Source organism: Planomonospora alba, assembly GCF_039534085.1.
Classification (GTDB): domain Bacteria; phylum Actinomycetota; class Actinomycetes; order Streptosporangiales; family Streptosporangiaceae; genus Planomonospora_B; species Planomonospora_B alba.
Genome location: NZ_BAAAUT010000007.1, coordinates 53,797 through 78,532, shown reverse-complemented (window position 1 = coordinate 78,532; position 24,736 = coordinate 53,797). Strand labels below are relative to the sequence as shown.

The window sequence follows — 24,736 nt, the reverse complement described above, 5'->3', positions numbered from 1 at the left end:
GCTGCTGGCCGTAACCGGGCTGGGCCGCCTGCTGCCCGTACCCCGGCTGCTGGCCGTAACCGGGCTGGGCCGCCTGCTGCCCGTACCCCGGCTGCTGGCCGTAGCCCGGCTGGGCCGCCTGCTGGCCGTAGCCGGGCTGGGCCGCCTGCTGGCCGTAGCCCTGCTGCTGGCCGTAGGCCGGAGGGGTCTGCGGGCCGGTGCCCTCCCCCCGGTATCCGACGATCGTCACGTCGGGGTCGTGTCCCTGCTGTCCGTACGCGTGCTGCTGACCGTATTCCGGCTGCCCCGACGGTGTGCGATCGCGGTCGGGATCATCCTGCGGATACGGCGGCTGTCCGGTGCTCACCGCGTCACCTCACTTCGACTGGGCATGTGTCTTATGTCAGACATGCATGCTTGCTGCTGCACAAGGTATCGACATAGGTAACAACAGTCACCTTTCCTGTGAGTCAGCCCCCCGGTCATTCTCCGCGAGGTGAAGCAGCATCCTGGTGTTCCCCAAGGTGTTGGGCTTGACGTGCTCCAGGTCGAGGAACTCCGCGACCCCCTCGTCATAGGAGGCGAGAAGCTCGGCGTAGACCTCCGGTGAGACCGGCGTGCCCTTGATCTCCCGGAATCCGTGCCGGGCGAAGAAATCGACCTCGAACGTCAGGCAGAAAACACGGCGCAGCCCCAGTTCGCGGGCGGCGCGGACGAGCTCGGAGACGATCCGGTGCCCGATGCCCAGTCCCCGGCAGGAGGGATCGACGGCGACCGTGCGGATCTCGGCGAGGTCCTCCCAGAGCACGTGGAGCGCTCCGCAGCCGACCACCTCGCCCGCCCGCTCGGCGACCCAGAACTCCTGCACGTCCTCGTACAGCGTCACGGTGGCCTTCTTCAGCAGGCGCGGCCCGGCTCCCGCGTAGGTGTCGACGAGCCGCCGGATGGTGCGCACGTCCGGGGTGCGCGCCCGGCGGACGGTGACGGTCTCGGCGTCCGGTACGGCCCGCGGGGGGAAGTGCTCCGCAACCTGCTCCATATCGGATCAGAGTACGGCCTTCGGAGCCGGTGATTACGGCTCATCCTTAACTTCCGTCACGGTGGCACCGGATGCATCGGTACGCATGCCCCGTCACGGCTCCGCCGGGAGCCGCCGCCCCGCCCGCACCGGCTCCGCCCCGGCCGGCCGCCCCGGGCCGGACCTGCGGAGACCTTCGCCACACCCGGCACGGAACGGCGCGGCGGCACGGTGATGTCCAGGTCGATCGAGATTTCCTGTGACCTGTCCGTGATTTCCTCGTTCACGAACCCTTACCGAGTTTGCAGTTCCGGTTGAGCTTGAACCTTCCTTTGCACTAGTGTCCAGGCCGACGTCGGCTCACCCCGAGAGCCGACCCGCCGAGTCTCCGAGTCCGGAGAGCCGGGGACCCACCTCCCTGAAGTCCCCCGGGGTGAATCCGGGGCGCCGCGCGCGCCCGGTAGGGCTGCCTCCGGCCCGAACCCGTCAGCTAACCCGGTAGGCGGTGCGAGAAGAGGAGCCTGGTTGGTGAAGCGCACGCGCGTCCGCGGGAGAGAGCATGCGGGCAAGCACGCCCGCTACCGAGAACGTGCCCCACGCCGGCTCTCGCTCCGGGTCGCGGTCGTCCTGACCGCCTTCGCCTCCCTGTTCCTGGGCACCCCCCTGGTCGCCACCGCCGACCCGCAGCCCAGCCTCAAGGAGCTCGCCGAGGAGGCCGAGAGGCTCCACACGGAGATCGAGCAGCTCGCCGAGCAGTACAACGGCGAGCGGGTCAAGCTGAAGCAGGCCGAGCGGGCCGCCGCCGCCGCCAAGAAGACCCTCGCCGGCAGCGAGGCCAGGCTCGAGGAGCTGCGCCGGAAGGCCAGCCTGCTCGCGCAGAGCAGCTACATGGCCGGCGGTCCGGCGAACGCCTTCGCTTTCACCTCCTCCGGCGACCCCGACGCCTTCCTCGACCAGGCCGCCACGGCCTACGCGCTCCAGCAGCAGCAGAGCGAGCAGGTCGCGCAGCTCAGCAGGGCGATCGACGCCGCCGAGCGGGCCAAGGCCAGCGCCAAGGCCAGGACCGACGAGGTCACCAAGCTCCTCGACAAGCTCGGCGCGAAGCGCACGAAGATCGAGCGGCTGGTCGCCCGGGTCGAGAGCGACCTCTTCCGGGAGGTGCGCCGGCGCGCCGGCAGCGGCGGCCGGGCGGTGAAGGTCGACATGCCGATCGTGGGCGACGGCAAGGCCGCGCAGGCCGCCCGCTGGGCGCTCACCCAGCAGCTCAAGCCGTACGTGTGGGGCGCCGAGGGCCCCAACAGCTACGACTGCTCGGGCCTGGTCATGTGGGCCTACCAGAAGGTCGGCATCAGCCTCCCGCACTACACCGGCAACCAGTGGACCGCGGGCACGCGCATCCCCAAGGAGCAGATGCGCCCCGGCGACCTGGTCTTCTTCTACAACGACCTGCACCACGTCGGGATCTACATCGGCGGAGGCCTGATGGTCCACGCCCCGCGGACCGGTGACGTGGTCCGCATCGCCCCGATCGCGGGCCGGCCGTTCGCGGGTGCGGTGCGGATCGCGGACTGAGCCGCGGCTCGCCGTCCGGGAGCCGGGGTCCGGGTCGCGGGTCCGCGGACCGGCCGCGGGCCCGCTGCGGCCGGAGCAGCGGTCAGATCAGGCGGCGGTCAGATCAGGCGGCGGCGGGCGGCCCAGGCCACGGCCTCGATCGCGGTGGCCACCCCGATGCGGTCGCAGATGCCCCGCAGCCTGCGCCGGACGGTGCGCCCGCTGATGTCGAGCCGCCGTCCCACGCGGTCCACGGTGACGCCCTTGGCGAGCTCCGCCAGCAGGACGAGGTCCTCATCACTGAGATCGACCTCGCGCACGGCCAGCGGGCCGCGACGGGCATCCACTACGACTTCTGGATATGCCATCTAGAGGTCCTCCCCCGCACCGGCACCCAGCCGTGAGTGTGATCGGAACCAATGTCGCCCGCCAGGAACGTTAAACGTCTTCTTCAAAGGTCGTCAAGTTCTGTTCTCCATAGAGAGACGGTCACCATTGACATAACACTCATTACATGAAGTACTCACCATATGTCTGGGTTTAGCTAATAACCCTACCGGGAGCGGGCGGACACCCGGCGGGAGCAGCGCTCCTGTGCCGTCTCTCCCCGGTCCGCAAGCGTCCCGGCCGGTCACTCCGGCCCCTCCCGGAGGGCCGCCCACCCCGTCGGCGCATTTTCCCGGCCGGATGAGACGTTCATCACTTTTTCCGGGGATGTCACGGATGGGGCCAAAGAAATCACTGTCCGATTACAGGAGGGCCTTCCCATTCCGCCGGGAAGAATCTTCTTCTGGAGCGCTCACGGACGGCGTCGCTTATGGGCCATGTCCAAAACGTATTTCTTACCCTGACGATAAAAGGCGTCCCGGCCGTCGCGGCACGGCGGAACCGGGCCATCCGCGAGCCGTCCGGGACCGGGCGTCCGTGAGCCGTACGGGACCGGGCCGAAGACACGTACGCCCGCGGGCGCGGCGGAGGGAGGCGTCCTCCGGCCGCGCCCGCGGGCGCCGGGCTCAGCCCGCCGGCTTGACCAGCGGGAACAGGATGGTCTCCCGGATGTTCTTACCGGTGAAGGCCATGATGAGGCGGTCGATCCCCAGCCCCATGCCGCCGGTGGGCGGCATCGCGTATTCCAGGGCGGTGAGGAAGTCCTCGTCAAGCTGCATGGCCTCGGGGTCGCCGCCCGCGGCGAGCAGGGACTGCTCGGTGAGGCGGCGGCGCTGCTCGACCGGGTCGATCAGCTCCGAGAAGGCGGTGCCCAGCTCGGTGCCGAAGCCGATCAGGTCCCACTTCTCGGTCAGCAGCGGGTTGTCCCGGTGCTGGCGGGCCAGCGGGGAGGTCTCCAGCGGGTAGTCCATGACGAACGTGGGCTGGATGAGCGTGTGCTCGACCAGCGCCTCGAAGATCTCCTGGACGAGCTTGCCCTGACCCCACTTGGGATCCCAGGGGATCTCCCGCGCGTCGGCGAGCTTGCGGACGTGGTCCAGGGAGGTCTCGGTCGTGACCTCCTCGCCCAGCGCCTCGGAGACCGAACCGTACAGCGTGATCCGCGGCCACTCGGCCCGCCCGAGGTCGACCTCCACCCCGTCGTGGTCCACCACGGAGCGGCCCAGCGCGGCCACGACCGCCTTCTGGATCATCCGCTGGGTCAGGTCGGCCATGTCGTTGTAGTCGAGATACGTGCCGTACGCCTCGAGCATGGTGAACTCGGGGTTGTGGGTGGAGTCCGCGCCCTCGTTGCGGAAGTTGCGGTTGATCTCGAAGACCTTCTCGATGCCGCCCACCACGAGCCGCTTGAGATAGAGCTCGATCGCGATGCGGAGGTAGAGCTCCATGTCGTAGGCGTTGATGTGGGTCTTGAACGGCCGGGCCGCCGCACCGCCGTGGATCGGCTGCAGCATCGGCGTCTCGACCTCGAGGTAGCCCTCCTCGTGCCAGAAGTCGCGGATCGCGCGGACGACGGCGCTGCGGGTGTGGGCCATCCTGCGGGCCTCGTCGTTGACGATGAGGTCCACGTAGCGCATGCGGACCCGCGCCTCGGGGTCGGTGAGCCCGAGGTGCTTCTCCGGCAGCGGGCGCAGGCACTTGGAGGTGATGGCCCAGCGGTCGGCCAGGATCGACAGCTCACCCCGGCGCGAGGTGATGACCTCGCCCTCGATGCCGACGTGGTCGCCGAGGTCGACGTCGCGCTTCCAGGCGGCGAGGGACTCCTCGCCCACCTTGTCCAGCGAGATCATGACCTGGAGGTCGCCGGAGCCGTCGCGGAGGGTGGCGAAGCAGAGCTTGCCGCCGATCCGGGAGAGCATGACGCGACCGGTGACGCCCACTCTGTCGCCGGTCGCGGTGTCAGCGGCGAGACCGGCGTATTTCTCGCGGATCTCGGCGTTGGTCGCGGTGCGCGGGAAGTTCACCGGGTAGGGGTCGACGCCCTCGGCACGGAGACGGTCGAGCTTCTCCCGGCGCACGCGCATCTGCTCGGGCAGATCCTCGGCTGGAGTCACATGGTCGGTCACGCGGACAAGGTTACCGATGTCCTGCCCCGTCCTGGACTACAAGGTGTTGCGGTGGTAGATGAGCCGGAGCCCGATCAGCGTCAGCCACGGCTCGTGCACGTCGATCGAGGCCGACTCGCCGACCACCAGCGCCGCCGCACCGCCGGTCGCGACCACCGTGACGTCGTCCGGGTCGTCGGCCAGCTCGGCCGCCATGCGCTCCACGATCCCGTCCACCTGCCCGGCGAAGCCGTAGATGATGCCGGACTGGAGCGCCTCGACCGTGTTCTTCGCGATCACCGAGCGGGGCCGGACCAGCTCTACCTTGTGCAGCTGCGCCCCGGCGGCGGCCAGCGCGTCCACCGAGATCTCGATGCCGGGCGCGGTGACCGCCCCGACGTACTCCCCCTTGGCGGAGACGGCGTCGAAGGAGGTCGCGGTGCCGAAGTCGACGATGATGCACGGCCCGCCGTACAACTGGATGGCGGCCAGCGCGTTGACGATCCGGTCGCTGCCGACCTCCTTCGGGTTGTCCATGCGGACCGGCACCCCGGTGCGAACGCCGGGCTCGACGATCACCGCGGGCACGTCGCCGTAGTAGCGGCGGCACATCTCGCGCATCTCGTTGAGCACCGACGGCACCGTGGAGCACAGCGCGATGCCGTCGACGTCGGCGCCCTTGAGCAGCGGCGACTGTCCGAGCAGCCCCTGCAGCACGACGGCGATCTCGTCGGCCGTGCGCCGGGCGTCGGTGGCGATCCGCCAGTGCTCGATCACCTCGTCGCCCTCGAACAGGCCGAGAACGGTGTGAGTGTTGCCGACGTCGATGGCGAGCAGCATCAGTTCCCCCGAAGGTCCAAGGCGATGTCCAGGGCCGGCGCCGAATGCGTGAGCGCGCCCACCGCAAGGTAGTCAACGCCAGTTTCGGCGACGTCACGGGCCGATTCCAAGGTCAGGCCCCCGCTGGACTCCAGCCGCGCCCGTCCGGCCACCAGCCGTACGGCCTCGCGCAGCTGGGGCACCGTGAAGTTGTCCAGCAGGATCTCCTCCGCTCCTTCCGCGAGCACCGGCTCGATCTGGTCGATCCGGTCGACCTCGACCTCGATGGGCAGGCCGGGGTAGGCGTCGCGGACCGCGCGGAACGCCTCGGCCACGCCGCCCGCGGCCACCACGTGATTGTCCTTGATCAGGGCCGCGTCCGAAAGGGACATGCGGTGGTTGACCCCGCCGCCGGCCCGCACGGCGTACTTCTCCAGCGCGCGCAGGCCCGGCAGGGTCTTGCGGCTGTCGCGGACGCGGGCGCCGGTCCCCTCCACGGCCCGGACCCAGCGGGCGGTCAGTGAGGCGATGCCGGACAGGTGGGTGAGCAGGTTCAGCGCGGTCCGCTCGGCCGTCAGCAGGTCGCGGGTGGCGCCGGTGACGGTCATCAGCACGTCCCCCCGGCTCACCCGCTCGCCGTCCTTGACGTGCCGCTCGGCGCGGCCCGCGCCGAGCCGGGCGAAGACGGCCTCGGCGACCGCGAGTCCCGCGACCACCCCGTCGGCCCGCGCCACCACGTCGGCGGTCGCCGTCCGACCCGCGGGGATCGTGGCGATGCTCGTCACGTCCCCCGCCTCCTGGACGTCCTCGGCGAGCGCGGTGTCGAGCAGCGCGCCCACCGCGGCGGGGTCCAGCCCCGCCGCGGCCAGCTCCTCGGCCAGGTGCGCGGGCAGTCCCGGGGACACGGCCTCCGTGTGCGGACGGTAGTTCATGATCAGGCCCTCCCCTGTCAGGGTCATGTCGAGGTGGCTCAGCCACCGGGCGTCGTCGCGCTCGGGGAAGTCCTCCCGCCAGTGCGACCCCCGCGTCTCCTCGCGGGCGCGGGCGGCCGTCACCAGCGCCGAGGCGACGGTCAGCAGATTGGTGGTCTCCCACGCCTCGGTGCACGGCTCGACCGCCACCGGGGTCCAGCGGAAGTTCACCAGGGCGCGGCTCACCTCGTCGAGGCTCGCGCCGCTGCGCAGCACGCTCGCGCCCCGGCTCATGTGCGCCTGCAGCCGCGACCGGACCCGGGGGTCCACCAGCCCGGCGGGGCGCTCGTCGGGCACCGGCTCGCCGGGCGCCGGGCGCAGCGCGTGGACGTCGGCGGCGATGCGCTCGGCGAAGACCAGGCCCTCCAGCAGCGAGTTGGAGGCCAGCCGGTTGGCGCCGTGCACGCCGGTGCAGGCGACCTCCCCGCAGGCGTACAGACCCGGCACGCTGGTACGGCCGTGCAGGTCGGTGCGGACGCCGCCGCTGGCGTAGTGGGCGGCCGGGGCCACCGGGATCGGCTGCCTGACCGGGTCGATCCCGTGCTCCAGGCAGACCGCGTGGATCGTCGGGAAGCGGGTGCGCCACTTCTCCTCGCCGAAGTGGCGCCCGTCGAGGTACATGTGGTCGGCGCCTGTCTCGCGCATCCGCCGCATGATGGCCTTGGCCACGACGTCCCGGGGGGCCAGGTCGGCCAGCTCGTGCACGTCCCGCATGAAGGGCACGCCGTCGGCGTCGACCAGCACCGCGCCCTCGCCGCGGACCGCCTCGGAGATCAGCGGCTGCTGGCCGGTCGCGCCCTCGCCCAGCCAGAGCACCGTCGGGTGGAACTGGACGAACTCCAGGTCCCGCACCACGGCCCCGGCCCGCAGCGCGAGCGCCACCCCGTCCCCGGTGGAGACGAGGGGGTTGGTGGTGGCGGCGTAGACCTGGCCCATCCCGCCGGTGGCGAGCACCACGGCGCGGGAGCGGACCGCGCCCACGCCGTCGCGCGAGCCCTCGCCCATCACGTGCAGGGTGACCCCGGCCGCGTGGCCGCGGGCGTCCTTGAGCAGGTCGAGGACGAGCGCGTGCTCGATCACCTCGATCTCCGCGGCCCGGACCGCCGCGACGAGCGCGCGCTGCACCTCGGCACCGGTGGCGTCGCCGCCCGCGTGCACGATGCGGTTGCGCCGGTGGCCGCCCTCCCGGGTGAGCTGGAGCCCGCCGGCCGTGTCGGTGTCGAACCGGGCGCCCGCCGCGATGAGGCCGCGCAGCGCGTCCGGCCCCTCGGTCACCAGGACCCGGACCGCCTCGGCGTCGCAGAGGCCCACCCCGGCGATGAGCGTGTCGGACAGGTGCTCGCCGGGGGTGTCGTCCGGGTCGAGCACGGCGGCGATGCCGCCCTGCGCCCAGCGGGTGGAGCCCGCCGAGAGCACGTCCTTGGTGACGACCAGGACCTTCGCCTCCGGCTCCAGCTCCGCGTAGCGGAGCGCCAGGGTCAGGCCCGCGATCCCGGAGCCGACCACGACCACGTCCGCCTCGACCGTCCAGCCCGGCTCCGGCGCGGTCAGTCTCTGAGGGATCGCCGGGATACTCATCAGTCGCCTCCTCGGGGCGGGTCGCGTGGCGACACCGGGGCGTCGCTCCGCGGGCGGTGCGTCCCGCGGATTTCGTCATCATGACGATAACGCCGGGCGCGCCGCGAGGCTTCCCCGGGGTCCGCCGGGGCTCCGGGGACCCCGGGGAGGGCGTCAGCCGGCGACGAGGTCGCCCCGGAGGTCGGCGGTGCCGGGGGCGGGGGCGGCCAGGTCGTCGCCGAGGTCGACGATCCGGTTGTCGCGGTCGACGTGGACGACCCGGGGCCGGAAGGTCCTGGCCTCGGCGTCCTCCATCTGCCCGTAGGCGATGATGATCACCAGGTCGCCCTGGTGGACGAGCCGGGCGGCGGCGCCGTTGACACCGATGACCCCCGAGCCCCGCGGCCCGGCGATGGTGTAGGTCACCAGCCGGGCGCCGTTGTCGATGTCCACCACGTGGACCTGCTCCCCGGGCAGCAGCCCGGCCGCGTCCAGCAGGTCCTCGTCGATGGTGATCGACCCCACGTAGTGCAGGTCGGCCTGGGTCACGGTGGCACGGTGGATCTTGGAGGTGAGCATGGTACGGAGCATGCGCCGTTCACCTTTCACAGGGTCGCGCCGCCTCGCGGGCGTGCACGCCGGACAGGGGGTTCCAGGGTAAGAGTCAGCCCAGTGTGAGAACAACGTTGTCGATCAGCCGCGTAGTCCCGACCCGCGCGGCGACCGCGAGGACCGCCTCCCCGGTGTACTCCTCCCCCACCTCGGTGAAGGTCGCCGGGTCCACCAGGACCAGGTAGTCGAGGTCCACGCCGGGCTCGGCGTCGAGCACGGCCCGCGCCGCCCGCCGGATCTGCGCGGGCGTGCGCTGCTCGGCGCCCGCGAACAGCGCCCTGGACAGCGCCAGCGCCGAGGTCCGCTCGTGCGGGGACAGATAGCGGTTCCGGCTGGAGAGCGCCAGGCCGTCCGCCTCCCGGACGGTGGGGGCGCCCACGATCTCGATCGGCAGGTCCAGGTCGAGCACCATCCGGCGGATCAGCGCGAGCTGCTGGGCGTCCTTGCGGCCGAAGACCGCCACGTCCGGCCGGACCAGGTTGAACAGCTTGAGCACCACGGTCAGCATCCCGTCGAAGTGCCCCGGCCGGGACGCCCCCTCGACGATCGTGCCCATCCTCCCCGCCGAGACGCCGACCTGCCGGTCCGGCAGGTACATCTCCTCGGCGGAGGGGGCGAAGACCACGCCCACGCCCTCGGCCGCGCACACCTCCAGGTCCGTGTCGAACGTCCGGGGATAACGGGCGTAGTCCTCCCCCGGGCCGAACTGCAGCGGGTTGACGAAGACGCTCACCGCGACGTGCTCGGCCCGCTCCCGGGCCAGCCGGATGAGCGAGCGGTGGCCCTCGTGCAGGGCCCCCATGGTCGGCACCAGCGCCAGCGCGGCCCGGCCCGGGGAGACCTCGCGGCCGATCCGCAGGATCTGGCGCGCCTCGGCCAGCCCGGCGCGGTCACCCGCCACGATCACGTCCATGCTTCTCCTCACGAGAGGTCTCCGGAGCCGGCCGGCGGGGATCGCCTCCCCGCCCCGGTCCTCCGGGTGTCGACTGTCGGTCCTTGCGCCGGGGCGGCCCGCCTCCGCCCGCCCCCCGGCCCGGTGCCCCGGTCCCGGCCCGGCGCCCGCGCGCCGGGCCGGGACGTCACCCGCCCCCGCCCAGGGCGTCCAGGAGGCACTCGGCGGCCTCGGGCTTGAGCAGCCCGGCCGCGAGCGCCCGGTCGGCCGTGAGCCGGGCGAGGACCACGTAGGCGTCCGCCGCCTCGGGGGCGGCGAGGATGAGCGCGTCCACGTGCCTGCGGACCGTGCCCGCGTCGCCGCGCACCACGGGACCGGTCAGCCCGGCCAGGCCCAGCCGGAGCGCGTTGTCCAGGGCGGCGCCGAGCAGCGGGCCCAGCATCCGGCCCGGCTCCTGCACGCCGATCCCGCGCAGCAGCTCGGAGGACTCCGCGATCAGCGTGACCATGTGGTTCGCCGCGTTCGCCAGGGCGGCGTGGTAGAGCGGCCGGTCCTTCTCCTCGATCCAGACCGGCTCGCCCTCGATCTCGATGACCAGCGCCTCGGCCACCGGCCGGAGCCGCTCCGGCGCGGTGACGCCGAACGTGATGCCGGTCAGCCGGCTCAGGTCGTCGGCGGCGCCGGTGAAGGTCATCACCGGGTGCAGCGCCAGGGGCAGCGCCCCCTTCTCGACCGCCGGGTTCAGCACCGCCAGGCCGTACGCGCCGCTGGTGTGGACCAGGAGCTTGCCGCGCAGGTCGGCTCCCGTCTCGGCGAGCCCGGCGACGAGGCCGGGCAGCGCGTCGTCGGGGACGGTGAGCAGGACGAGGTCGGCGCGGGCCACCACGTCCTCGGGGCTGCTGGGGGTCAGGCCGAGCCGCTCGGCCACCCGCTGCCGGGAGGCGTCGGAGACGCCGCTGGCGGCCACGACCCGGTGGCCGGCCCGCGCGAGCGCCGCGCCGAGCGCCGAACCGACCCGTCCGGCTCCGAGCACCCCGACCGCCAGCCGTGCCGGGCGATGATCTGTGTCCACGAGGTCCCGTCCTTCGCCGTCGTGGGGCCTTCCTCCCCAGTCGACCAGCGTAACGGGCGGGGCTCCGGCAGCGGCGGCGCGGCACCTCCGGAGACGCCGGCGGGCGCCGGGTCCGTTCCCCAGAGACCCGGCGCCCGCGTGCCGACACAGGCCACCAGCAGCGCCGATCGGCGCCAGGACCGCGCCCGTTGGGGGAACGGGCCGGGCACTGACCGCCGCCGACAGTGAGCAACGTTAACGCAAAGTGACGGCAAGGCCGGGTAACGCCGGTGCGCGGCGTGTCACGCGCGCGCCAAACGATTCCCCCGGCACGCCCCGTGGCGTCACCCGCCTCCCCCCGCGCGGCCGGTAACGTCTGCGCCCATGTGGCTGACCTGGCGTGCCGCGATGGAGTCGGCGCTCTACGGCGAGAAGGGCTTCTACCTGCGCGAGCGCCCCTCCGGGCATTTCCGGACCTCGGTCGGCGCCTCCGGCGTGTTCGCCGAGGCCGTGCTGCGCGAGCTGCTGGAGGTGGACGAGCTGCTCGGCCGGCCGCCGGAGGTCCACCTGGTGGACGTCGGCGCCGGCGAGGGCGTGCTGGCCGCCCGGGTCGCGGAGCTCGCCCCGGCGGCGCTGCGGCCCAGGCTCCGGGTGACCGCGGTTGACCTGGCCCCCCGGCCGCCCCGGCTGCCCGAGGAGATCGCCTGGTCGGCGGCCTGCCCGGAGGAGGTCTGCGGACTGGTGGTCGCCAACGAGTGGCTGGACAACGTGCCGCTGGACGTCGCCGAGCGGACCACCGACGGGTTCCGCCTCGTGCTGGTCGATCCCGCGACCGGCGAGGAGCGCCTCGGGGACGCGCCCGCCGAGGCCGACCTGGCCTGGCTGGCCCGCTGGTGGCCGACCCGCGCCGCGGGCGAGCGGGCCGAGATCGGCAGGTCCCGTGACGACGCCTGGGCCGAGGTCGTCGTACGGCTGGCCCGCGGGCGCGCCGTCGCCGTGGACTACGCGCACTCCGCGGACGGCCGCCCGCCGTACGGCACGCTGGCCGGCTACCGCGACGGGGCGCTCGTCGCGCCGGTGCCCGACGGTTCGTGCGACATCACCGCGCACGTCGCCCTGGACGCCTGCGCGGCCGCCGGAGAGCGGGCCGGGGCGGTGACCACGGCCCTGACCACGCAGCGCGAGGCGCTGCGCGCGCTCGGCGTGACCGGGGCCCGGCCTCCGCTCGATCTCGCCCGCACCGACCCGCGCGGCTACCTCCAGGCCCTGGCGCGGGCCTCCCAGGAGGCGGAGCTCGTCGACCCCGGCGGCCTCGGCGGCTTCGGCTGGCTGGTCCAGGAGCGCCGCTGAACCCGCGGCGGGACCGGCCGGGAAGCGTCGCCGGGCCCCCTCCCGGGAACGCCGCGGGCCGGGCGGGCTCAGATGCGGACGTGCAGGGCCTGCAGGCCGCGGATGATGTAGCCGGGCCCCCAGACCGGCTCGGCGGCGAGCTCCATCTTCGGGGCCCGGCGCAGCAGCGCCCCGAACGACTCGGCCAGCTCGATCCGGGCCAGCGGCGCGCCCAGGCAGAAGTGGATGCCGGCGCCGAAGGAGATGTGCGGGTTGTCCCTGCGCCCCACGTCGAGGCGGTCGGGGTCCTCGAACACCTCGGGGTCGCGGTTGGCCGAGCCGAACAGCAGCGCCACCTCGGAGCCGCGCGGGATGTCGACCCCGCCGACCGTGATGTCCTCCAGCACCCAGCGCTCGAACATCTGCAGCGGGGTGTCCCAGCGCAGCAGCTCCTCGATCGCGGTGGGGATCAGGGAGTGGTCGGCGCGGAGCCGCTCCAGCTCGGCGGGGTTGCGGAACAGCGCCCACCAGCCGTTCCCCGTGGTGTTGACCGTGGCCTCGTGCCCGGCGTTGAGCAGCAGCACGCAGGTGCCGACCAGCTCGTCCTCGGTGAGCCTGTCGCCTTCGTCGGCGACCTGGGCGAGGGCGCTGATCAGGTCGTCGCCGGGGTGCTCCCGGCGGTGGCGGGCCAGGTCGACGAGGTAGGCGGAGAACTCCTGCGCGGCGCGCACGGCGGTGTGCTGGGCCTCGATCGAGGGGTTCAGCTCGTACATCCCGCAGATGTCGGCGGACCAGGGGCGGAGCAGGTGCCGGTCGGCCTCGGGCACGCCGAGCATCTCGGCGATCACGGTCACCGGGAGCGGCTCGGCCACCTCGGCGATGAGGTCGCCGCCGCCGCGCTCGGCGAACCGGTCCACCAGCCCGCCGGCGAGCTCGGCGACCTTGGGCCGCAGCGCCTCGACCATGCGGGGGGTGAACGCCTTGGAGACCAGCCGCCTCAGGCGGGTGTGGACCGGCGGCTCGACGTCGAGCATCCCGGCGCGGATCACCCTCCAGAACGGTTCCTGGAACTCCGGGTCGTCGGGCCGGCCGAACTCCGCGTGGGTGGCCGTGTGCAGGTAGGAGCGGCCCAGCCTGCGGTCGCGCAGCAGCGCGTTGACGTCGGCGTGCCGGGCGATCAGCCACTGGCCGGTCGGCTCGAAGAAGCCGACCGGCCGCTCACGGCGCAGTTCGGCGTAGACGTCGTAGGGATGGGCGACGAATTCCGGACTCCAAGGATCAAACCTCACATCGGCATCGTAATCCGCCTATCCCTCGGCGGGCTTCTCCTCTTCGTAACGATGGTGCAGCTCCACCGGCTCCTGGGCGCCCGCCTTGCTGCGCATGCGGATGTTGAGCATCTCCACCAGCAGCGAGAAGGCCATCGCGAAGTAGACGTAGCCCTTGGGGATGTGCTGCTCGAAGCCCTCGGCCAGGAGCACCACGCCGATGAGGATCAGGAAGGACAGGGCGAGCATCTTGATGCTCGGGTGCCGGTCCACGAAGCGGCTGATCGGCCCGGAGGCGAACAGCATCACCAGGACCGAGACCACGACGGCCGCGACCATGACGCCGATCTCGTCCACCATGCCGACCGCGGTGATCACCGAGTCGAGCGAGAAGACGATGTCCAGGATCATGATCTGCACGATCACCGCGGTGAAGGAGGAGGCCACCTTCCCTCCGGCGTGGCCGGACTTGCCCTCCAGGTTGTCGTGGATCTCGAAGACGCTCTTGCCTATCAGGAACAGGCCGCCCAGGATCAGGATCAGGTCGCGGCCCGAGATCTCCTGTCCGAGGACCTCGAAGAGCGGGGCGGTCAACCGGATCACCCAGGACAGCGCGAACAGCAGCGCCAGGCGGGTGAGCAGGGCGGCGATCAGTCCGAGTTTGCGCGCCCTGTCGCGCTGCTCGGGCGGGAGCTTGCCCGCCAGGATCGAGATGAAGATGACGTTGTCGATGCCGAGGACGATCTCCAGGCCGACGAGGGTGAGGAATCCCACCCATATCTGCGGGTCGGTCACCCAGTCCATCGCCGCCTCCTCCAGGGGGTCGTGGTGTTCCAGCCGGTCACGCCGCGTAGACGATCGGCGGGCGCCGGAGGTTCCTGCCCGCGGCGGCCGACACCATTCCGTGTCCGACTTGCGGACCGGCGGACGGGGACGGTTATAGTTCGCGGTAGGTCATGAGTGCCAGTGACAAGCCCCGGCTCGCTGGCCGGCAACCCTCGCGTCCGCGGCGGGGTGCCCCGGGTGAGGACCTGGTCCGGCACCGGGGTGGTGCCGGTCAAGCGCGGGCTCCACGCACCATCGCCACGCCTCGCAGGGGCTTGGGGTCCGATGACCTCGAAGGAGTCCTGGCGTGTCCCTGCTCGGCATCCCCACCACCGGCACCGTCGTCCCCGCCGCCGTTCCCGAGCCCGTACGGCGGGCCGCCGCCGGCCGGCCGATCCCCGCGGTGCTCGGCGCCGACCTCGCGGTCCCCGTCCGGGGCGGCAGGCTCGTCCCCTACGCCAACCTCGACTACGCCGCCAGCGCCCCCTGTCTGGAGCCGGTGAGCGCCGCCGTCGCCGCCGCGCTCCCGGCCTACTCCAGCGTCCACCGGGGCGCCGGCTACGCCTCGCAGCTCACCACGGCCCGCTACGAGCAGGCCCGGCACACCGTCCGCGCCTTCGTCGGCGCCCGCCCCGGCGACGCGGTGGTCTTCACCCGCAACACGACCGACGCCGTCAACCTGCTGGCCCGCGCCCTGCCGGAGGGCACCACCGTCGTCGTCTTCGACACCGAGCACCACGCCTCGCTGCTCCCCTGGGCCGGCGCCGTACGGCTGGCGCCGCCCGCCTTCCCCGGCGAGGCCGTCCGCGCGGCCGACGAGGCCCTGGCCGGCGTCGACGGCCCGAAGCTGCTCGTGGTGACCGCCGCATCCAACGTCACCGGCGAGCTGTGGCCGATCGCCGCCCTGGCGCACATCGCCCACCGGCACGGCGCCCGCATCCTCGTCGACGCGGCCCAGCTCGTCCCGCACCGCCGCCTCAACCTGACCGCGCTCGACCTGGACTACGTGGCCTTCTCGGGGCACAAGCTCTACGCGCCCTTCGGCACGGGCGTGCTCGTCGGCCGCCCCGACTGGCTCGCGCGGGCGGAGCCGTACCTCAAGGGCGGCGGGGCGGTGCGGTCCGTGGGCGCCGGGGACGGCGGGGGCGCGGAGTGGCACGCCGACCCCGAGGCCCGGCACGAGGCGGGCACCCCCAACGTGCTGGGCGCCGTCGCGCTGGCCGCCGCCTGCGACGCGCTGAGCGCCACCGGGTGGACGGCGCTGGTGCGCGAGGAGGAGCGCCTGCTCGCCCGGCTCCGCACCGGCCTCGCCGGGATCGAGGGCGTGCACGAGCTGGCCCTGTGGGGCCCCGACCACCCGCGCGTCGGCATCGTCTCCTTCGTCGTGGAGGGCCTGACCGCCCGCGAGGTCGCCGAGGCGCTCTCCGACGAGTACGGCGTCGGCGTGCGGGACGGCAAGTTCTGCGCCCACCCGTTCGTCCGCCACCTGCTGGGCGGGGTGAAGGACGGCGGCTGCGCGGACACCGCGGTCTCCGCGGTCCGTGCCTCGATCGGCATCGGCACCACCGACGAGCACGTCGACCGCCTCGTCCGCGCCCTGGAGGAGATCGTCTCCCGCCGCGGCGCCCCGGCGCCGAAGTGACCCCCGCCGGGTGGACCCGGCGGGCCCCCGCTGAGGGATGATGGCCCCATGACGGAACGGGTCGTGGGAATCGGTGCCGGAGCCTCACTCGTCGGCGGCGGCGCCGGCGGCAAGGAGCTCGCGACCGAGGACATGGTCCTCAACATCGGCCCGCAGCACCCGTCCACGCACGGCGTGCTGCGGCTCCGGCTGACGCTGGACGGCGAGCGGATCAGCGCCGCCGAGCCGATCGTGGGCTACATGCACCGGGGCGCGGAGAAGCTGTTCGAGGTGCGGGACTACCGGCAGATCATCGTGCTGGCCAACCGGCACGACTGGCTGTCGGCGTTCGCCAACGAGCTGGGCGTGGTCCTGGCCGTCGAGCGCATGCTCGGCATGGAGGTCCCGGTCCGGGCCGTCTGGGCCAGGACCCTGCTGGCCGAGCTCAACCGGGTCCTCAACCACCTGATGTTCCTCGGCTCCTACCCGCTGGAGCTGGGCGCGATGACCCCGGTCTTCTACGCGTTCCGGGAGCGCGAGACGCTCCAGGCCGTCATGGAGGAGATCTCCGGCGGACGCATGCACTACATGTTCAACCGGGTCGGCGGACTGAAGGAGGAGCTCCCCGAAGGCTGGCTCGGCCGGGCCGGGCAGGCCGTCGCGGACGTGCGCCGGCGGCTGCCCGACATCGAGGGCCTGCTCATCGGCAACGAGATCTTCACGGCCCGCACCCGCGGCGTCGGCGTGCTCACCCGCGAGCAGATCATGCAGTACGGGGTGAGCGGCCCGATCGCCCGCGCCTCCGGCGTGGACATGGACCTGCGCCGCGACGACCCCTACCTGGCCTACGGCGAGCTTCCGGTGAAGGTCGTCACCCGCACGGCCGGCGACTGCCACGCCCGCTTCGAGGTGCTGCTGGAGCAGGTCAAGGTCTCCCTGGACCTGGCGGACGCCTGCCTGGAGCGGCTGCGCGAGCTGCCCCCGGGCCCGGTCAACCAGCGCCTGCCCAAGGTGCTCAAGGTCCCCGAGGGCCACACCTACGCCTGGACGGAGAACCCTCTGGGCATCAACGGCTACTACCTGGTCTCGCGCGGCGAGAAGACGCCGTGGCGGATGAAGCTCCGCTCGGCCTCCTTCAACAACGTCCAGGTGCTGCGCGAGATGCTCCCCGGCCACCTGGTCGCCGACATGGTCGCGATCCTCGGCTCGATGTTCTTCGTGGTCGGCGACATCGACAAGTAGCGGCCGGGCGGCCCTCCCCCTAGCGCTCCCCGCGGCGTTCGGGGGCCTCGTCGGGCTCCTCGGGCACCTTGCAGCAGTGCTCCAGGTAGAGCGCGGCGCACACCAGCGCCACGCAGCCCAGGAACGAGCCGCCCGCGATGAAGAAGTCGCGGCGGGGCGTGTCCTGCTCCAGCATGTCGGCCGCGTAGAACGCGAACCCGGCGAAGATCCCCGCGAAGACCGCCCCGCCGTACGCCGAGGCCTTGGCGAGGGCCACGAGGCGGGCCACGGCCAGCGGCTCGACCGGCTTGGTGCCCGGCCTGCGCAGGATCCGCGCCCTGGTCATCCAGCCGGTGTAGGCCTCGCCGATCGCGAGCAGCAGGACCGTCGGGATCGCCGTCCACGGCACGGCCGGGATGGACGCGTACAGCGGGCGCAGCAGCACCCAGGTGAGCAGCGCGAGGACGACGGTGATCCCGACGAGCACGCCGGGGTGGCTCGGCTTCACGCGGGCTCCCGCAGCACCAGGTCGGTGCGGAGCCGCACCCCGGTCTTGTCGAGGCCGCCCAGCAGCTCGGCGACCGGCCGGCCCGCGAGCACCGCCTCCGGGTCGGCCTGCACCCACGGGACCAGCACGAACGCGCGCTCGTGCGCGCGGGGGTGCGGCAGGGTGAGCTCCGGGTCGTCGGAGACGACCTCCCCGACGGCGACCAGGTCGACGTCCAGGGTGCGCGCGCCCCAGCGCTCGGTCCTGACCCGCCCGAAGGCGTGCTCCACCTCCTGCGCGCGGGCCAGCAGCTCGCGGGGGGTCAGGGAGGTCTCGGCGACCACGACGGCGTTGAGGTAGGGGCCCTGCTCGGGACCGCCGACCGGGTCGGTCTCGTAGACCGGCGAGACCGCGGTGACCTCCAGCCCCGGCGTGCCGGCCAGCGCGTCGAGCCCGCCCTGCAGGGTCGCGAACCGGTCGCCGAGGTTGCCGCCGAGCGCCAGCACGGCCTTCATACGCGGCTCCTGGTGATCGTCACGGTCACGTCGTCGAACGGGAGCGGGATCGGGGCGGAGGGCTTGTGCACGGTCACCTCGGCCGCCTCGACCCGCTCGCGGGCCAGGCACACGTCCGCCAGCCGCTGGGCCAGGGTCTCGATCAGGTCGACCGGCTCCCCCTCCACGACCTTCACCAGGTCCTCGGCGAGCTCGCCGTAGTGCACGGTCCTGGTCAGGTCGTCCGCCGCGGCGGCGGGCGCGGTGTCCAGGAAGAGCGTGACGTCGACGACGAACTCCTGGCCGAGCTCCCGTTCCGCCGCCAGCACGCCGTGCCGTCCCCGGGCGCGCAGGCCCCTGATGCCGATCCGGTCCGCGGTGCGTCCGCTCACGCCACCCCCTCTTCCTCGTCGTCGCCGTCGTCCTCGCCCTGCAGCACCGGCGAACCGTGGTGCAGCCAGAGCCTCCACCCCTCCGGCGTCCGGACGAAGGTGTTGCTCGCCACCACCTTGCCCGCGGCGAAACTGGAATCACCCTCGTCGCCCGCGGTCAGGATGTTCTCCTCACAGGTGAGGACCGCGACGTCCCCGTGGACCATGACGTTCACGTCGGTCAGCACGAACTGGATGTAGGGCGTGTTGGCCATGATGAGCGCCCAGGAGCGCAGCACCTCGGCCCGGCCGCTGACGATCGGCCAGCCCGGGTGCACGCAGCTGACCTGCCCGCCCCCGGTCTCCTCGGCCCAGATCGCGGTCATCAGGTCGAGGTCGGCGTTCTCGATCGCGGTGTAGAACGCCTGGTTGACCGCCTCGACGGCGGCGGTGTCGACGCTCACGAAGCCTCCTCCGCCGGCCGCGCCGCGGCCGTGCCCGTGGTCCGCCCGCTCACGTGCGCGCCTCCCGGACCGCGGCGGCCACGCGGACGGCGTCCGCGTTCGGGCGCACGTCGTGCACGCGCACGCACCACGCGCCCGCCCGCGCGACGAGCGCGGTCACCGCGACGGTCGCGTCGTCGCTCTCGGCGAACGGCCGGGGCTCGCCGTCCGGCCCCGCCAGCAGGCGGCCGAGGAAGCGTTTGCGGGAGGCCCCGACGAGCAGCGGATAGCCGAGGCCGGCGAGCCGGTCCGTCGCGGCGAGCAGGGCCCAGTTGTGCTCGGCGGTCTTGGAGAAGCCCAGCCCCGGGTCCAGGATGATCTGCTCGTCGGCGACCCCCTCGGCCCGCACCGAGGCCACCCGCTTGGCCAGCTCGTCGCAGACCTCCGCCACCACGTCGTCGTAGACCGCCCGGCTCTGCATAGTGTGGCTGTGGCCGCGCCAGTGCATCACCACGTACGCCACCCCGGAGTCGGCCACGACCCGCGGCATGTCGGGATCGGCCAGCCCGCCGCTGACGTCGTTGACCAGCTTCGCCCCGGCGTCCACCGCGACCCGGGCGACCCGGGCCCGCATGGTGTCCACGCTGACCGTGACGCCCTGCCGGGCCAGCTCCCGGATGACCGGCTCGACCCGTGCCAGCTCCTCCTCCAGCGAGACCCGCGCCGCCCCGGGCCGGGTGGACTCGCCGCCCACGTCCACGACGTCGGCGCCCTGCTCGACCAGCTCCAGCCCGTGCCGCACGGCGGCCTCCGGGTCGAACCAGCGCCCGCCGTCGGAGAAGGAGTCCGGGGTCACGTTCACCACGCCCATGACCAGGCAGCGTCGCTCGTCCGGCAGGGACGGGACGCTGCGGTGGCGCACGTCGTGGCCCGGGGGGCGGGGACCGGTGCCTTCCCTCGTCATGCGGTCAAGCCTAGGCGCTCGCGGCCTCCCGGCCGGGGCCCGGGTCCGGCTTGCCGATAACGAATCGGCAGCCGCACCGCGATCTCCGGGCGCGGGCCCCCGTGCCCCTGTCCGGCTCGCCGACGACGAATCAGCAGACCCACCCGGTCAGCGCAGGATGAGGGCCATCGCCTCGGCCCGGGTCTTCTCGCTGGTGCGGAAGTCCCCGCGGACGGCCGAGGTGGTGGTCTTGGCGCCGGGCTTGCGCACACCCCGCATGGTCATGCACAGGTGCTCGCACTCGACCACCACGATGACCCCGCGCGGCTCCAGCACCCGCATGAGCGCGTCGGCGATCTGCGAGGTCATCCGCTCCTGGACCTGGGGGCGGCGGGCGTAGACGTCGACGAGGCGGGCGAGCTTGGACAGGCCGGTCACCTGGCCCCTGTCGTTCGGGATGTAGCCGACGTGGGCCACACCGTGGAACGGGACCAGGTGGTGCTCGCAGGTCGAGTAGACCTCGATGTCGCGCACCAGGACCATCTCGTCGTGGTCGACGTCGAAGACCTTGGTGAGCACGTCCTCCGGGACCTGCCCCAACCCGGCGAACTGCTCGGCGTACGCGCGGGCCACGCGGGCCGGGGTGTCCTGGAGTCCGTCGCGGTCGGGGTCCTCGCCGATCGCGATCAGGATCTCGCGGACGGCCTTCTCGATCCGGGCATGGTCGACCTGCAGCGGCTGGGGGGGTTCCACGGTCAGTTACCGTCCCTGGCCGCGTTGTCGGGGTGGCCGGCGCCCGCGGGGAGCGCGCCGTTGCCGGACTGCTCCTTCGGGGTCAGGATCGGCGGCCGGTTGGACGGCAGCCGCTTGCCGTAGCCCGAGTAGGACGGGCGGTGCTCCTTGACGACGACCGGGGCGAAGATCTGGAGGACCTGCTCGCGGGAGAGCGTCTCCTTCTCCATCAGCTCCAGCACCAGGTTGTCGAGCACGTCGCGGTATTCGACGAGGATCTCCCAGGCCTGGTCGTGCGCCGACTCGATGAGCCTGCGCACCTCCTCGTCGATCGCGGAGGCGATCTTCTCGGAGTAGTCGCGCTCGTGGCCCATCTCGCGGCCGAGGAAGACCTCGCCGTTGCCGGTGCCGAACTTGCGGGCGCCGAGCTGCTCGCTCATGCCGTACTCGGTGACCATGCGCCGGGCGATGGCGGTGGCCTTCTCGATGTCGTTGGCGGCGCCGGTGGTGGGCTCGTGGAAGACGAGCTCCTCCGCGGTCCGGCCGCCCAGCAGCATCGCGAGCTGGTCCATCATCTGCGAGCGGGTGGCGAGGAACTTGTCCTCCATCGGCAGCGTCATCGTGTAACCGAGGGCGCGGCCGCGGGACAGGATCGTGATCTTGTGGACCGGGTCGGAGTTGGGCAGCGCGTGCGCGACCAGGGCGTGGCCGCCCTCGTGGTACGCGATGATCTTCTTCTCCTGGTCCGACATGACGCGGGTCTTGCGCTCGGGGCCGGCCATCACGCGGTCGATGGCCTCCTCCAGGACGTCCATCGTGATCAGCTTCTGGTCCGCGCGCGCGGTGAGCAGCGCGGCCTCGTTGATCACGTTGGCCAGGTCGGCGCCGGTGAAGCCGGGCGTCCGGCGGGCGATGACGTCCAGGTCGACGCCCTCGGCGAACGGCTTGCCGCGGCCGTGGACCTGCAGGATGCCCTTGCGGCCCTCCAGGTCGGGCCGGTCGACGGTGACCTGGCGGTCGAAGCGGCCGGGGCGCAGCAGCGCCGGGTCGAGGATGTCGGGCCGGTTGGTCGCGGCGATGAGGATCACGCCGCCCTTGACGTCGAAGCCGTCCATCTCGACGAGCAGCTGGTTCAGCGTCTGCTCGCGCTCGTCGTGACCGCCGCCGAGGCCGGCGCCGCGGTGGCGGCCCACCGCGTCGATCTCGTCGATGAAGATGATCGCCGGGGCGTTCGCCTTCGCCTGCTCGAACAGGTCGCGGACACGCGAGGCGCCGACGCCGACGAACATCTCGACGAAGTCGGAACCGGAGATCGAGTAGAACGGCACGCCCGCCTCGCCGGCGACGGCCCGGGCGAGCAGCGTCTTGCCGGTTCCGGGCGGGCCGTACAGCAGGACGCCCTTGGGGATCTTCGCGCCGATCGCCTGGAACTTGGCCGGGGCCTGGAGGAACTCCTTGATCTCCTGGAGCTCCTCGATGGCCTCGTCGGCGCCCGCGACGTCGGCGAAGGTGGTCTTGGGGGTGTCCTTCGTGATGAGCTTGGCCTTCGACTTGCCGAAGTTCATCACCCGCGAGCCGCCGCCCTGCATCTGGTTCATGATGAACAGGAAGACCAGCACGATGAAGACGATCGGCAGGAAGCTCACCAGGAGGCTGAGCAGGAAGTTCTCCGACGGAACCTCCGCGGTGTAGCCCTCCTTGACGCTCCCGGCCTTCTTCTGGGCGGCCAGCTCGTTCATGATCTGGGTGCCCTGGCCGTCGACCCAGGGCGACTGGATCCGGTTCGTCTGCTTGCCCGCGACGGTCACCGGCTTGACGAGCGTCAGCTCCGCCCGCTGCTCCTTGTCGATGACCTTGGCGCTCTTGACGTTCCCCGACTGGATCTGCTCGATCAGCAGGGACGTGTCGGCCTTCGTGTAGTTGCCTTCACCGCTCCACATCGTGCTGACGAGCACGAGCAGCACGACGATGCCCAGGATCCACAGCAGTGGCCCACGTGTAAATCGCTTGAGATCCATCCGATGCGGAACCCCGGCGGGCCCGTCCCTTCCTGACCAAGGCCTGGCAACCCCGGGCGGCGCCCGGGGCTCGCGGTCTCCCTAACCGCTCCCCCTGACTACCCGGAGGCGGTGAGAAACCACCTCCCGGTCGTCCGAAGGTACACCGGCGCGCCGCGCAGGGTAACCGCCCGGCGACTCCGGCTCTGCCTTACCAACGTACGTCAGGTGGCTCCATGTTCCCCGACGCAATGGGTAATGTCGCTTTCGTGACGATTGCCTGACAGCCTTCTTCGCCCAGGGCGTACTTTTTCAGCTCGCCCCGTAGACGTGCGGGGCGAGGGTCCCGATGAAGGGGAGGTTGCGGTACTTCTCCGCGTAGTCGAGGCCGTAGCCGATCACGAACTCGTTGGGGATGTCGAAGCCGACGTACTTCACGTCGATCGGGACCTTGATGGCGTCCGGCTTGCGCAGCACGGTGCAGATCTCGACCGAGGCGGGGTTGCGCGACCTGAGGTTCTGCATCAGCCACGACAGGGTCAGCCCGGAGTCGATGATGTCCTCGACGACCAGCACGTGGCGGCCGGCGATGTCGGTGTCCAGGTCCTTCAGGACCCGCACCACGCCCGAGGACTTCGTGCCCGCGCCGTACGACGAGACCGCCATCCAGTCCATCTGGACCGGCAGGTGCAGCGCCCTGGCCAGGTCGGCCATGGCCATGACCGCGCCCTTGAGCACCCCCACGATCAGCAGGTCCCTGCCGGCGTAGTCCTCGTCGATCCGGCTCGCGAGCTCTCTGATCTTCGCCTGGAGCTCGTCCTCCGGGATGAGGACCTTCGCCAGGTCCTTGCCCATGTCGGCTGCGTCCACCTGGATCTTCCTTACGGGAGGGGGCTGCTTTCCGGGACGCCGCCACCCCCTCGTGAGGGGCCGGCGACGAATATCAGGGTGCCACACCGCCGGACCGCTCCAACCCCCCCGGGTACCTCCACCGCCCGCTGCCCCCGCCAGTGCGTGACCAGACGGTCCACCTGCAGGATGTGCCCGGCCGAGAGCGTGCCGGGCGGCGCCCCGGCGGCGATCGCGGCCCGCCGCAGCACCCGTCGCCGCACCGCCGCGGGCAGGCCCTCCAGCTCCGGTACGGCCAGCGCCACGCGCTCCGCCCCGCGGGGTCCGCCGCCGGCCGCGCGTTCCGCCGTACCCGCCGCCTCGCGCTCGGCCCCGACCGCGGCGGCCGTGCCGCGGTCGCCGGGCTCGCGCACCACCGCCCGCGCGCAGGCCCGGCCCGCCCACTCGTCCAGGGCGTCGGCGTCGTCCCGGCAGAGCAGCGCGGTGAGGGCGAGCGCCTCGGCGACCCCCGGCCCCAGCTCCTCCTCCAGCGCCGGGAGCAGCCGCCTGCGGACCCGGACGCGGGTGTAGCGGTCGTCGCGGTTGTGCGGGTCCTCCCACGGCACCAGGCCCAGCGCCGCGCAGGCCGCCACGGTCGTGGCGCGCCCCAGCCCCAGCAGCGGCCTGCGGTAGACCCCCGACCGCGCGGGCATCCCCGCCAGCGAGCGCGTCCCGCTGCCCCGCGCGAGCCGCAGCAGCACGGTCTCCGCCTGGTCGTCCCTGGTGTGCCCGAGCAGCACGGCCGCCGCCCCGAGCCGCGCGGCCGCCTCCGACAGCGCCGCGTACCGCGCGTCCCGCGCCGCGTTCTCCGGTCCTCCTGCGGTGCCCACCCGCACGGTCAGGACCTCCGCCGGATCGAGGCCGAGCGGGAGCCGCGCCACCTCGGCCGCCCGCCGGTCCGAGCCGCTCTGCAGCCCGTGGTCGACGGTCAGCAAGCCGCCCCGCAGGCCCGCCCGGGGCGCGACGAACGCCAGGGCGGCGGCCAGCGCCAGGGAGTCGGCGCCGCCGCTGCACGCGGCCAGCACGAGGTCGCCCGGCTCCAGGTCGTCCAGCGCGAGCCGTACGGCGCGGCGGACGTCGGCGACCGCGGGGTGCGGGCCCATCAGGCGCCGGGCCGGTGCCGCGCGCCGCGGTCCGGGGGCCGGTGACCGGAGCCCGCCCCCGCGCGGGCGCCC

The 24,736-nt window shown here is 72.7% G+C and carries 24 protein-coding genes and 2 riboswitches; of the genes, 4 read left to right on the top strand and 20 right to left on the bottom strand.

From position 1 onward, the window contains the following. Window positions 1-229, bottom strand: a 229-nt coding sequence (locus ABD823_RS05920) for a hypothetical protein (RefSeq protein WP_344856703.1), incomplete at its 3' end; no start/stop codon positions are given. A 204-nt stretch (window positions 230-433) separates the two neighbouring features. Further along, window positions 434-1,018, bottom strand: coding sequence for an amino-acid N-acetyltransferase (locus ABD823_RS05915; protein WP_344856701.1), 585 nt, complete (start codon window positions 1,016-1,018; stop codon window positions 434-436). A 347-nt stretch (window positions 1,019-1,365) separates the two neighbouring features. Continuing rightward, a riboswitch (cyclic di-AMP (ydaO/yuaA leader) is annotated at window positions 1,366-1,516 on the top strand. 9 nt (window positions 1,517-1,525) lie between these two features. On the opposite strand from ABD823_RS05915, the gene ABD823_RS05910 reads away from it, so the two are divergent. Further along, entirely contained in the window at window positions 1,526-2,569 is a 1,044-nt protein-coding gene (locus tag ABD823_RS05910; RefSeq protein WP_344856699.1) for a C40 family peptidase, read from the top strand. 98 nt (window positions 2,570-2,667) lie between these two features. Here the strand turns inward: ABD823_RS05910 and ABD823_RS05905 are convergent, their stop codons facing one another. From ABD823_RS05905 to ABD823_RS05875, 7 genes are all read right to left on the bottom strand, one after another. Then, window positions 2,668-2,916 (bottom strand): helix-turn-helix domain-containing protein, encoded by a 249-nt coding sequence (locus tag ABD823_RS05905; protein ID WP_344856698.1) that lies wholly within the window; start codon window positions 2,914-2,916, stop codon window positions 2,668-2,670. Window positions 2,917-3,561: 645 nt separating this feature from the next. Beyond that, on the bottom strand, window positions 3,562-5,061 hold the full coding sequence (gene lysX, locus ABD823_RS05900; RefSeq protein ID WP_344856696.1) for a bifunctional lysylphosphatidylglycerol synthetase/lysine--tRNA ligase LysX: 1,500 nt from the start codon (window positions 5,059-5,061) through the stop codon (window positions 3,562-3,564). 36 nt (window positions 5,062-5,097) lie between these two features. Next, window positions 5,098-5,880 (bottom strand): type III pantothenate kinase, encoded by a 783-nt coding sequence (locus tag ABD823_RS05895; protein WP_344856694.1) that lies wholly within the window; start codon window positions 5,878-5,880, stop codon window positions 5,098-5,100. After that, window positions 5,880-8,408, bottom strand: a complete 2,529-nt coding sequence (locus tag ABD823_RS05890; RefSeq protein ID WP_344856692.1) for an L-aspartate oxidase — start codon at window positions 8,406-8,408, stop codon at window positions 5,880-5,882. The genes ABD823_RS05895 and ABD823_RS05890 overlap by 1 nt, the downstream gene beginning before the upstream one ends. Before the next feature lie 153 nt (window positions 8,409-8,561). Beyond that, entirely contained in the window at window positions 8,562-8,978 is a 417-nt protein-coding gene (gene panD / locus ABD823_RS05885) for an aspartate 1-decarboxylase (protein WP_344856690.1), read from the bottom strand. A gap of 73 nt (window positions 8,979-9,051) precedes the next feature. Beyond that, the gene (gene panC, locus ABD823_RS05880) at window positions 9,052-9,912 is read right to left on the bottom strand and encodes a pantoate--beta-alanine ligase (protein ID WP_344856688.1); all 861 of its coding nucleotides are present in this window, start codon (window positions 9,910-9,912) and stop codon (window positions 9,052-9,054) included. A 166-nt stretch (window positions 9,913-10,078) separates the two neighbouring features. Then, a complete protein-coding gene (locus ABD823_RS05875; RefSeq protein WP_344856687.1) occupies window positions 10,079-10,963 on the bottom strand; it encodes a Rossmann-like and DUF2520 domain-containing protein in 885 nt (294 codons plus the stop codon). 363 nt (window positions 10,964-11,326) lie between these two features. Between ABD823_RS05875 and ABD823_RS05870 the strand changes: the two genes are divergently transcribed. Next, window positions 11,327-12,292: an SAM-dependent methyltransferase gene (locus ABD823_RS05870; protein ID WP_344856685.1), complete on the top strand. Its 966-nt coding sequence runs from the start codon at window positions 11,327-11,329 to the stop codon at window positions 12,290-12,292. 68 nt (window positions 12,293-12,360) lie between these two features. Here the strand turns inward: ABD823_RS05870 and ABD823_RS05865 are convergent, their stop codons facing one another. Further along, window positions 12,361-13,560, bottom strand: coding sequence for a cytochrome P450 (locus tag ABD823_RS05865; RefSeq protein ID WP_344856683.1), 1,200 nt, complete (start codon window positions 13,558-13,560; stop codon window positions 12,361-12,363). Between the two features lie 18 nt (window positions 13,561-13,578). Then, the gene (locus ABD823_RS05860; RefSeq protein WP_344856682.1) at window positions 13,579-14,343 is read right to left on the bottom strand and encodes a TerC family protein; all 765 of its coding nucleotides are present in this window, start codon (window positions 14,341-14,343) and stop codon (window positions 13,579-13,581) included. A 148-nt stretch (window positions 14,344-14,491) separates the two neighbouring features. Beyond that, window positions 14,492-14,609, top strand: a riboswitch (SAM riboswitch). 62 nt (window positions 14,610-14,671) lie between these two features. Between ABD823_RS05860 and ABD823_RS05855 the strand changes: the two genes are divergently transcribed. Both ABD823_RS05855 and ABD823_RS05850 read left to right on the top strand, forming a co-directional pair. After that, window positions 14,672-16,006, top strand: a complete 1,335-nt coding sequence (locus ABD823_RS05855; protein WP_425566571.1) for an aminotransferase class V-fold PLP-dependent enzyme — start codon at window positions 14,672-14,674, stop codon at window positions 16,004-16,006. A 48-nt stretch (window positions 16,007-16,054) separates the two neighbouring features. After that, window positions 16,055-17,227: an NADH-quinone oxidoreductase subunit D gene (locus ABD823_RS05850; protein WP_344856680.1), complete on the top strand. Its 1,173-nt coding sequence runs from the start codon at window positions 16,055-16,057 to the stop codon at window positions 17,225-17,227. Window positions 17,228-17,246: 19 nt separating this feature from the next. Here ABD823_RS05850 and ABD823_RS05845 read toward each other — a convergent pair whose 3' ends face one another. From ABD823_RS05845 to tilS, 9 genes are all read right to left on the bottom strand, one after another. After that, window positions 17,247-17,714 carry a DUF3180 domain-containing protein gene (locus ABD823_RS05845; RefSeq protein ID WP_344856678.1) on the bottom strand — a complete coding sequence of 156 codons (468 nt, stop codon included), beginning with the start codon at window positions 17,712-17,714 and terminating at the stop codon, window positions 17,247-17,249. Continuing rightward, the gene (gene folK / locus ABD823_RS05840) at window positions 17,711-18,208 is read right to left on the bottom strand and encodes a 2-amino-4-hydroxy-6-hydroxymethyldihydropteridine diphosphokinase (protein WP_344856677.1); all 498 of its coding nucleotides are present in this window, start codon (window positions 18,206-18,208) and stop codon (window positions 17,711-17,713) included. Before folK ends, ABD823_RS05845 begins: the two co-directional genes overlap by 4 nt. Further along, entirely contained in the window at window positions 18,205-18,579 is a 375-nt protein-coding gene (folB, locus tag ABD823_RS05835; protein WP_344856675.1) for a dihydroneopterin aldolase, read from the bottom strand. Before folB ends, folK begins: the two co-directional genes overlap by 4 nt. Beyond that, a complete protein-coding gene (locus tag ABD823_RS05830; protein ID WP_344856674.1) occupies window positions 18,576-19,022 on the bottom strand; it encodes a nuclear transport factor 2 family protein in 447 nt (148 codons plus the stop codon). The genes folB and ABD823_RS05830 overlap by 4 nt, the downstream gene beginning before the upstream one ends. Window positions 19,023-19,071: 49 nt before the next feature. Then, window positions 19,072-19,965, bottom strand: a complete 894-nt coding sequence (gene folP / locus ABD823_RS05825) for a dihydropteroate synthase (protein ID WP_486352080.1) — start codon at window positions 19,963-19,965, stop codon at window positions 19,072-19,074. Window positions 19,966-20,112: 147 nt separating this feature from the next. Continuing rightward, entirely contained in the window at window positions 20,113-20,703 is a 591-nt protein-coding gene (gene folE, locus ABD823_RS05820; RefSeq protein ID WP_344856842.1) for a GTP cyclohydrolase I FolE, read from the bottom strand. Continuing rightward, complete coding sequence (ftsH, locus tag ABD823_RS05815) at window positions 20,700-22,694, bottom strand: ATP-dependent zinc metalloprotease FtsH (RefSeq protein ID WP_344856672.1); 1,995 nt, start codon at window positions 22,692-22,694, stop codon at window positions 20,700-20,702. The genes folE and ftsH overlap by 4 nt, the downstream gene beginning before the upstream one ends. Before the next feature lie 291 nt (window positions 22,695-22,985). After that, complete coding sequence (gene hpt / locus ABD823_RS05810) at window positions 22,986-23,543, bottom strand: hypoxanthine phosphoribosyltransferase (protein ID WP_344856670.1); 558 nt, start codon at window positions 23,541-23,543, stop codon at window positions 22,986-22,988. An 11-nt stretch (window positions 23,544-23,554) separates the two neighbouring features. After that, the gene (gene tilS, locus ABD823_RS05805; protein WP_344856840.1) at window positions 23,555-24,667 is read right to left on the bottom strand and encodes a tRNA lysidine(34) synthetase TilS; all 1,113 of its coding nucleotides are present in this window, start codon (window positions 24,665-24,667) and stop codon (window positions 23,555-23,557) included. Between the last annotated feature and the right edge of the window lie 69 nt (window positions 24,668-24,736).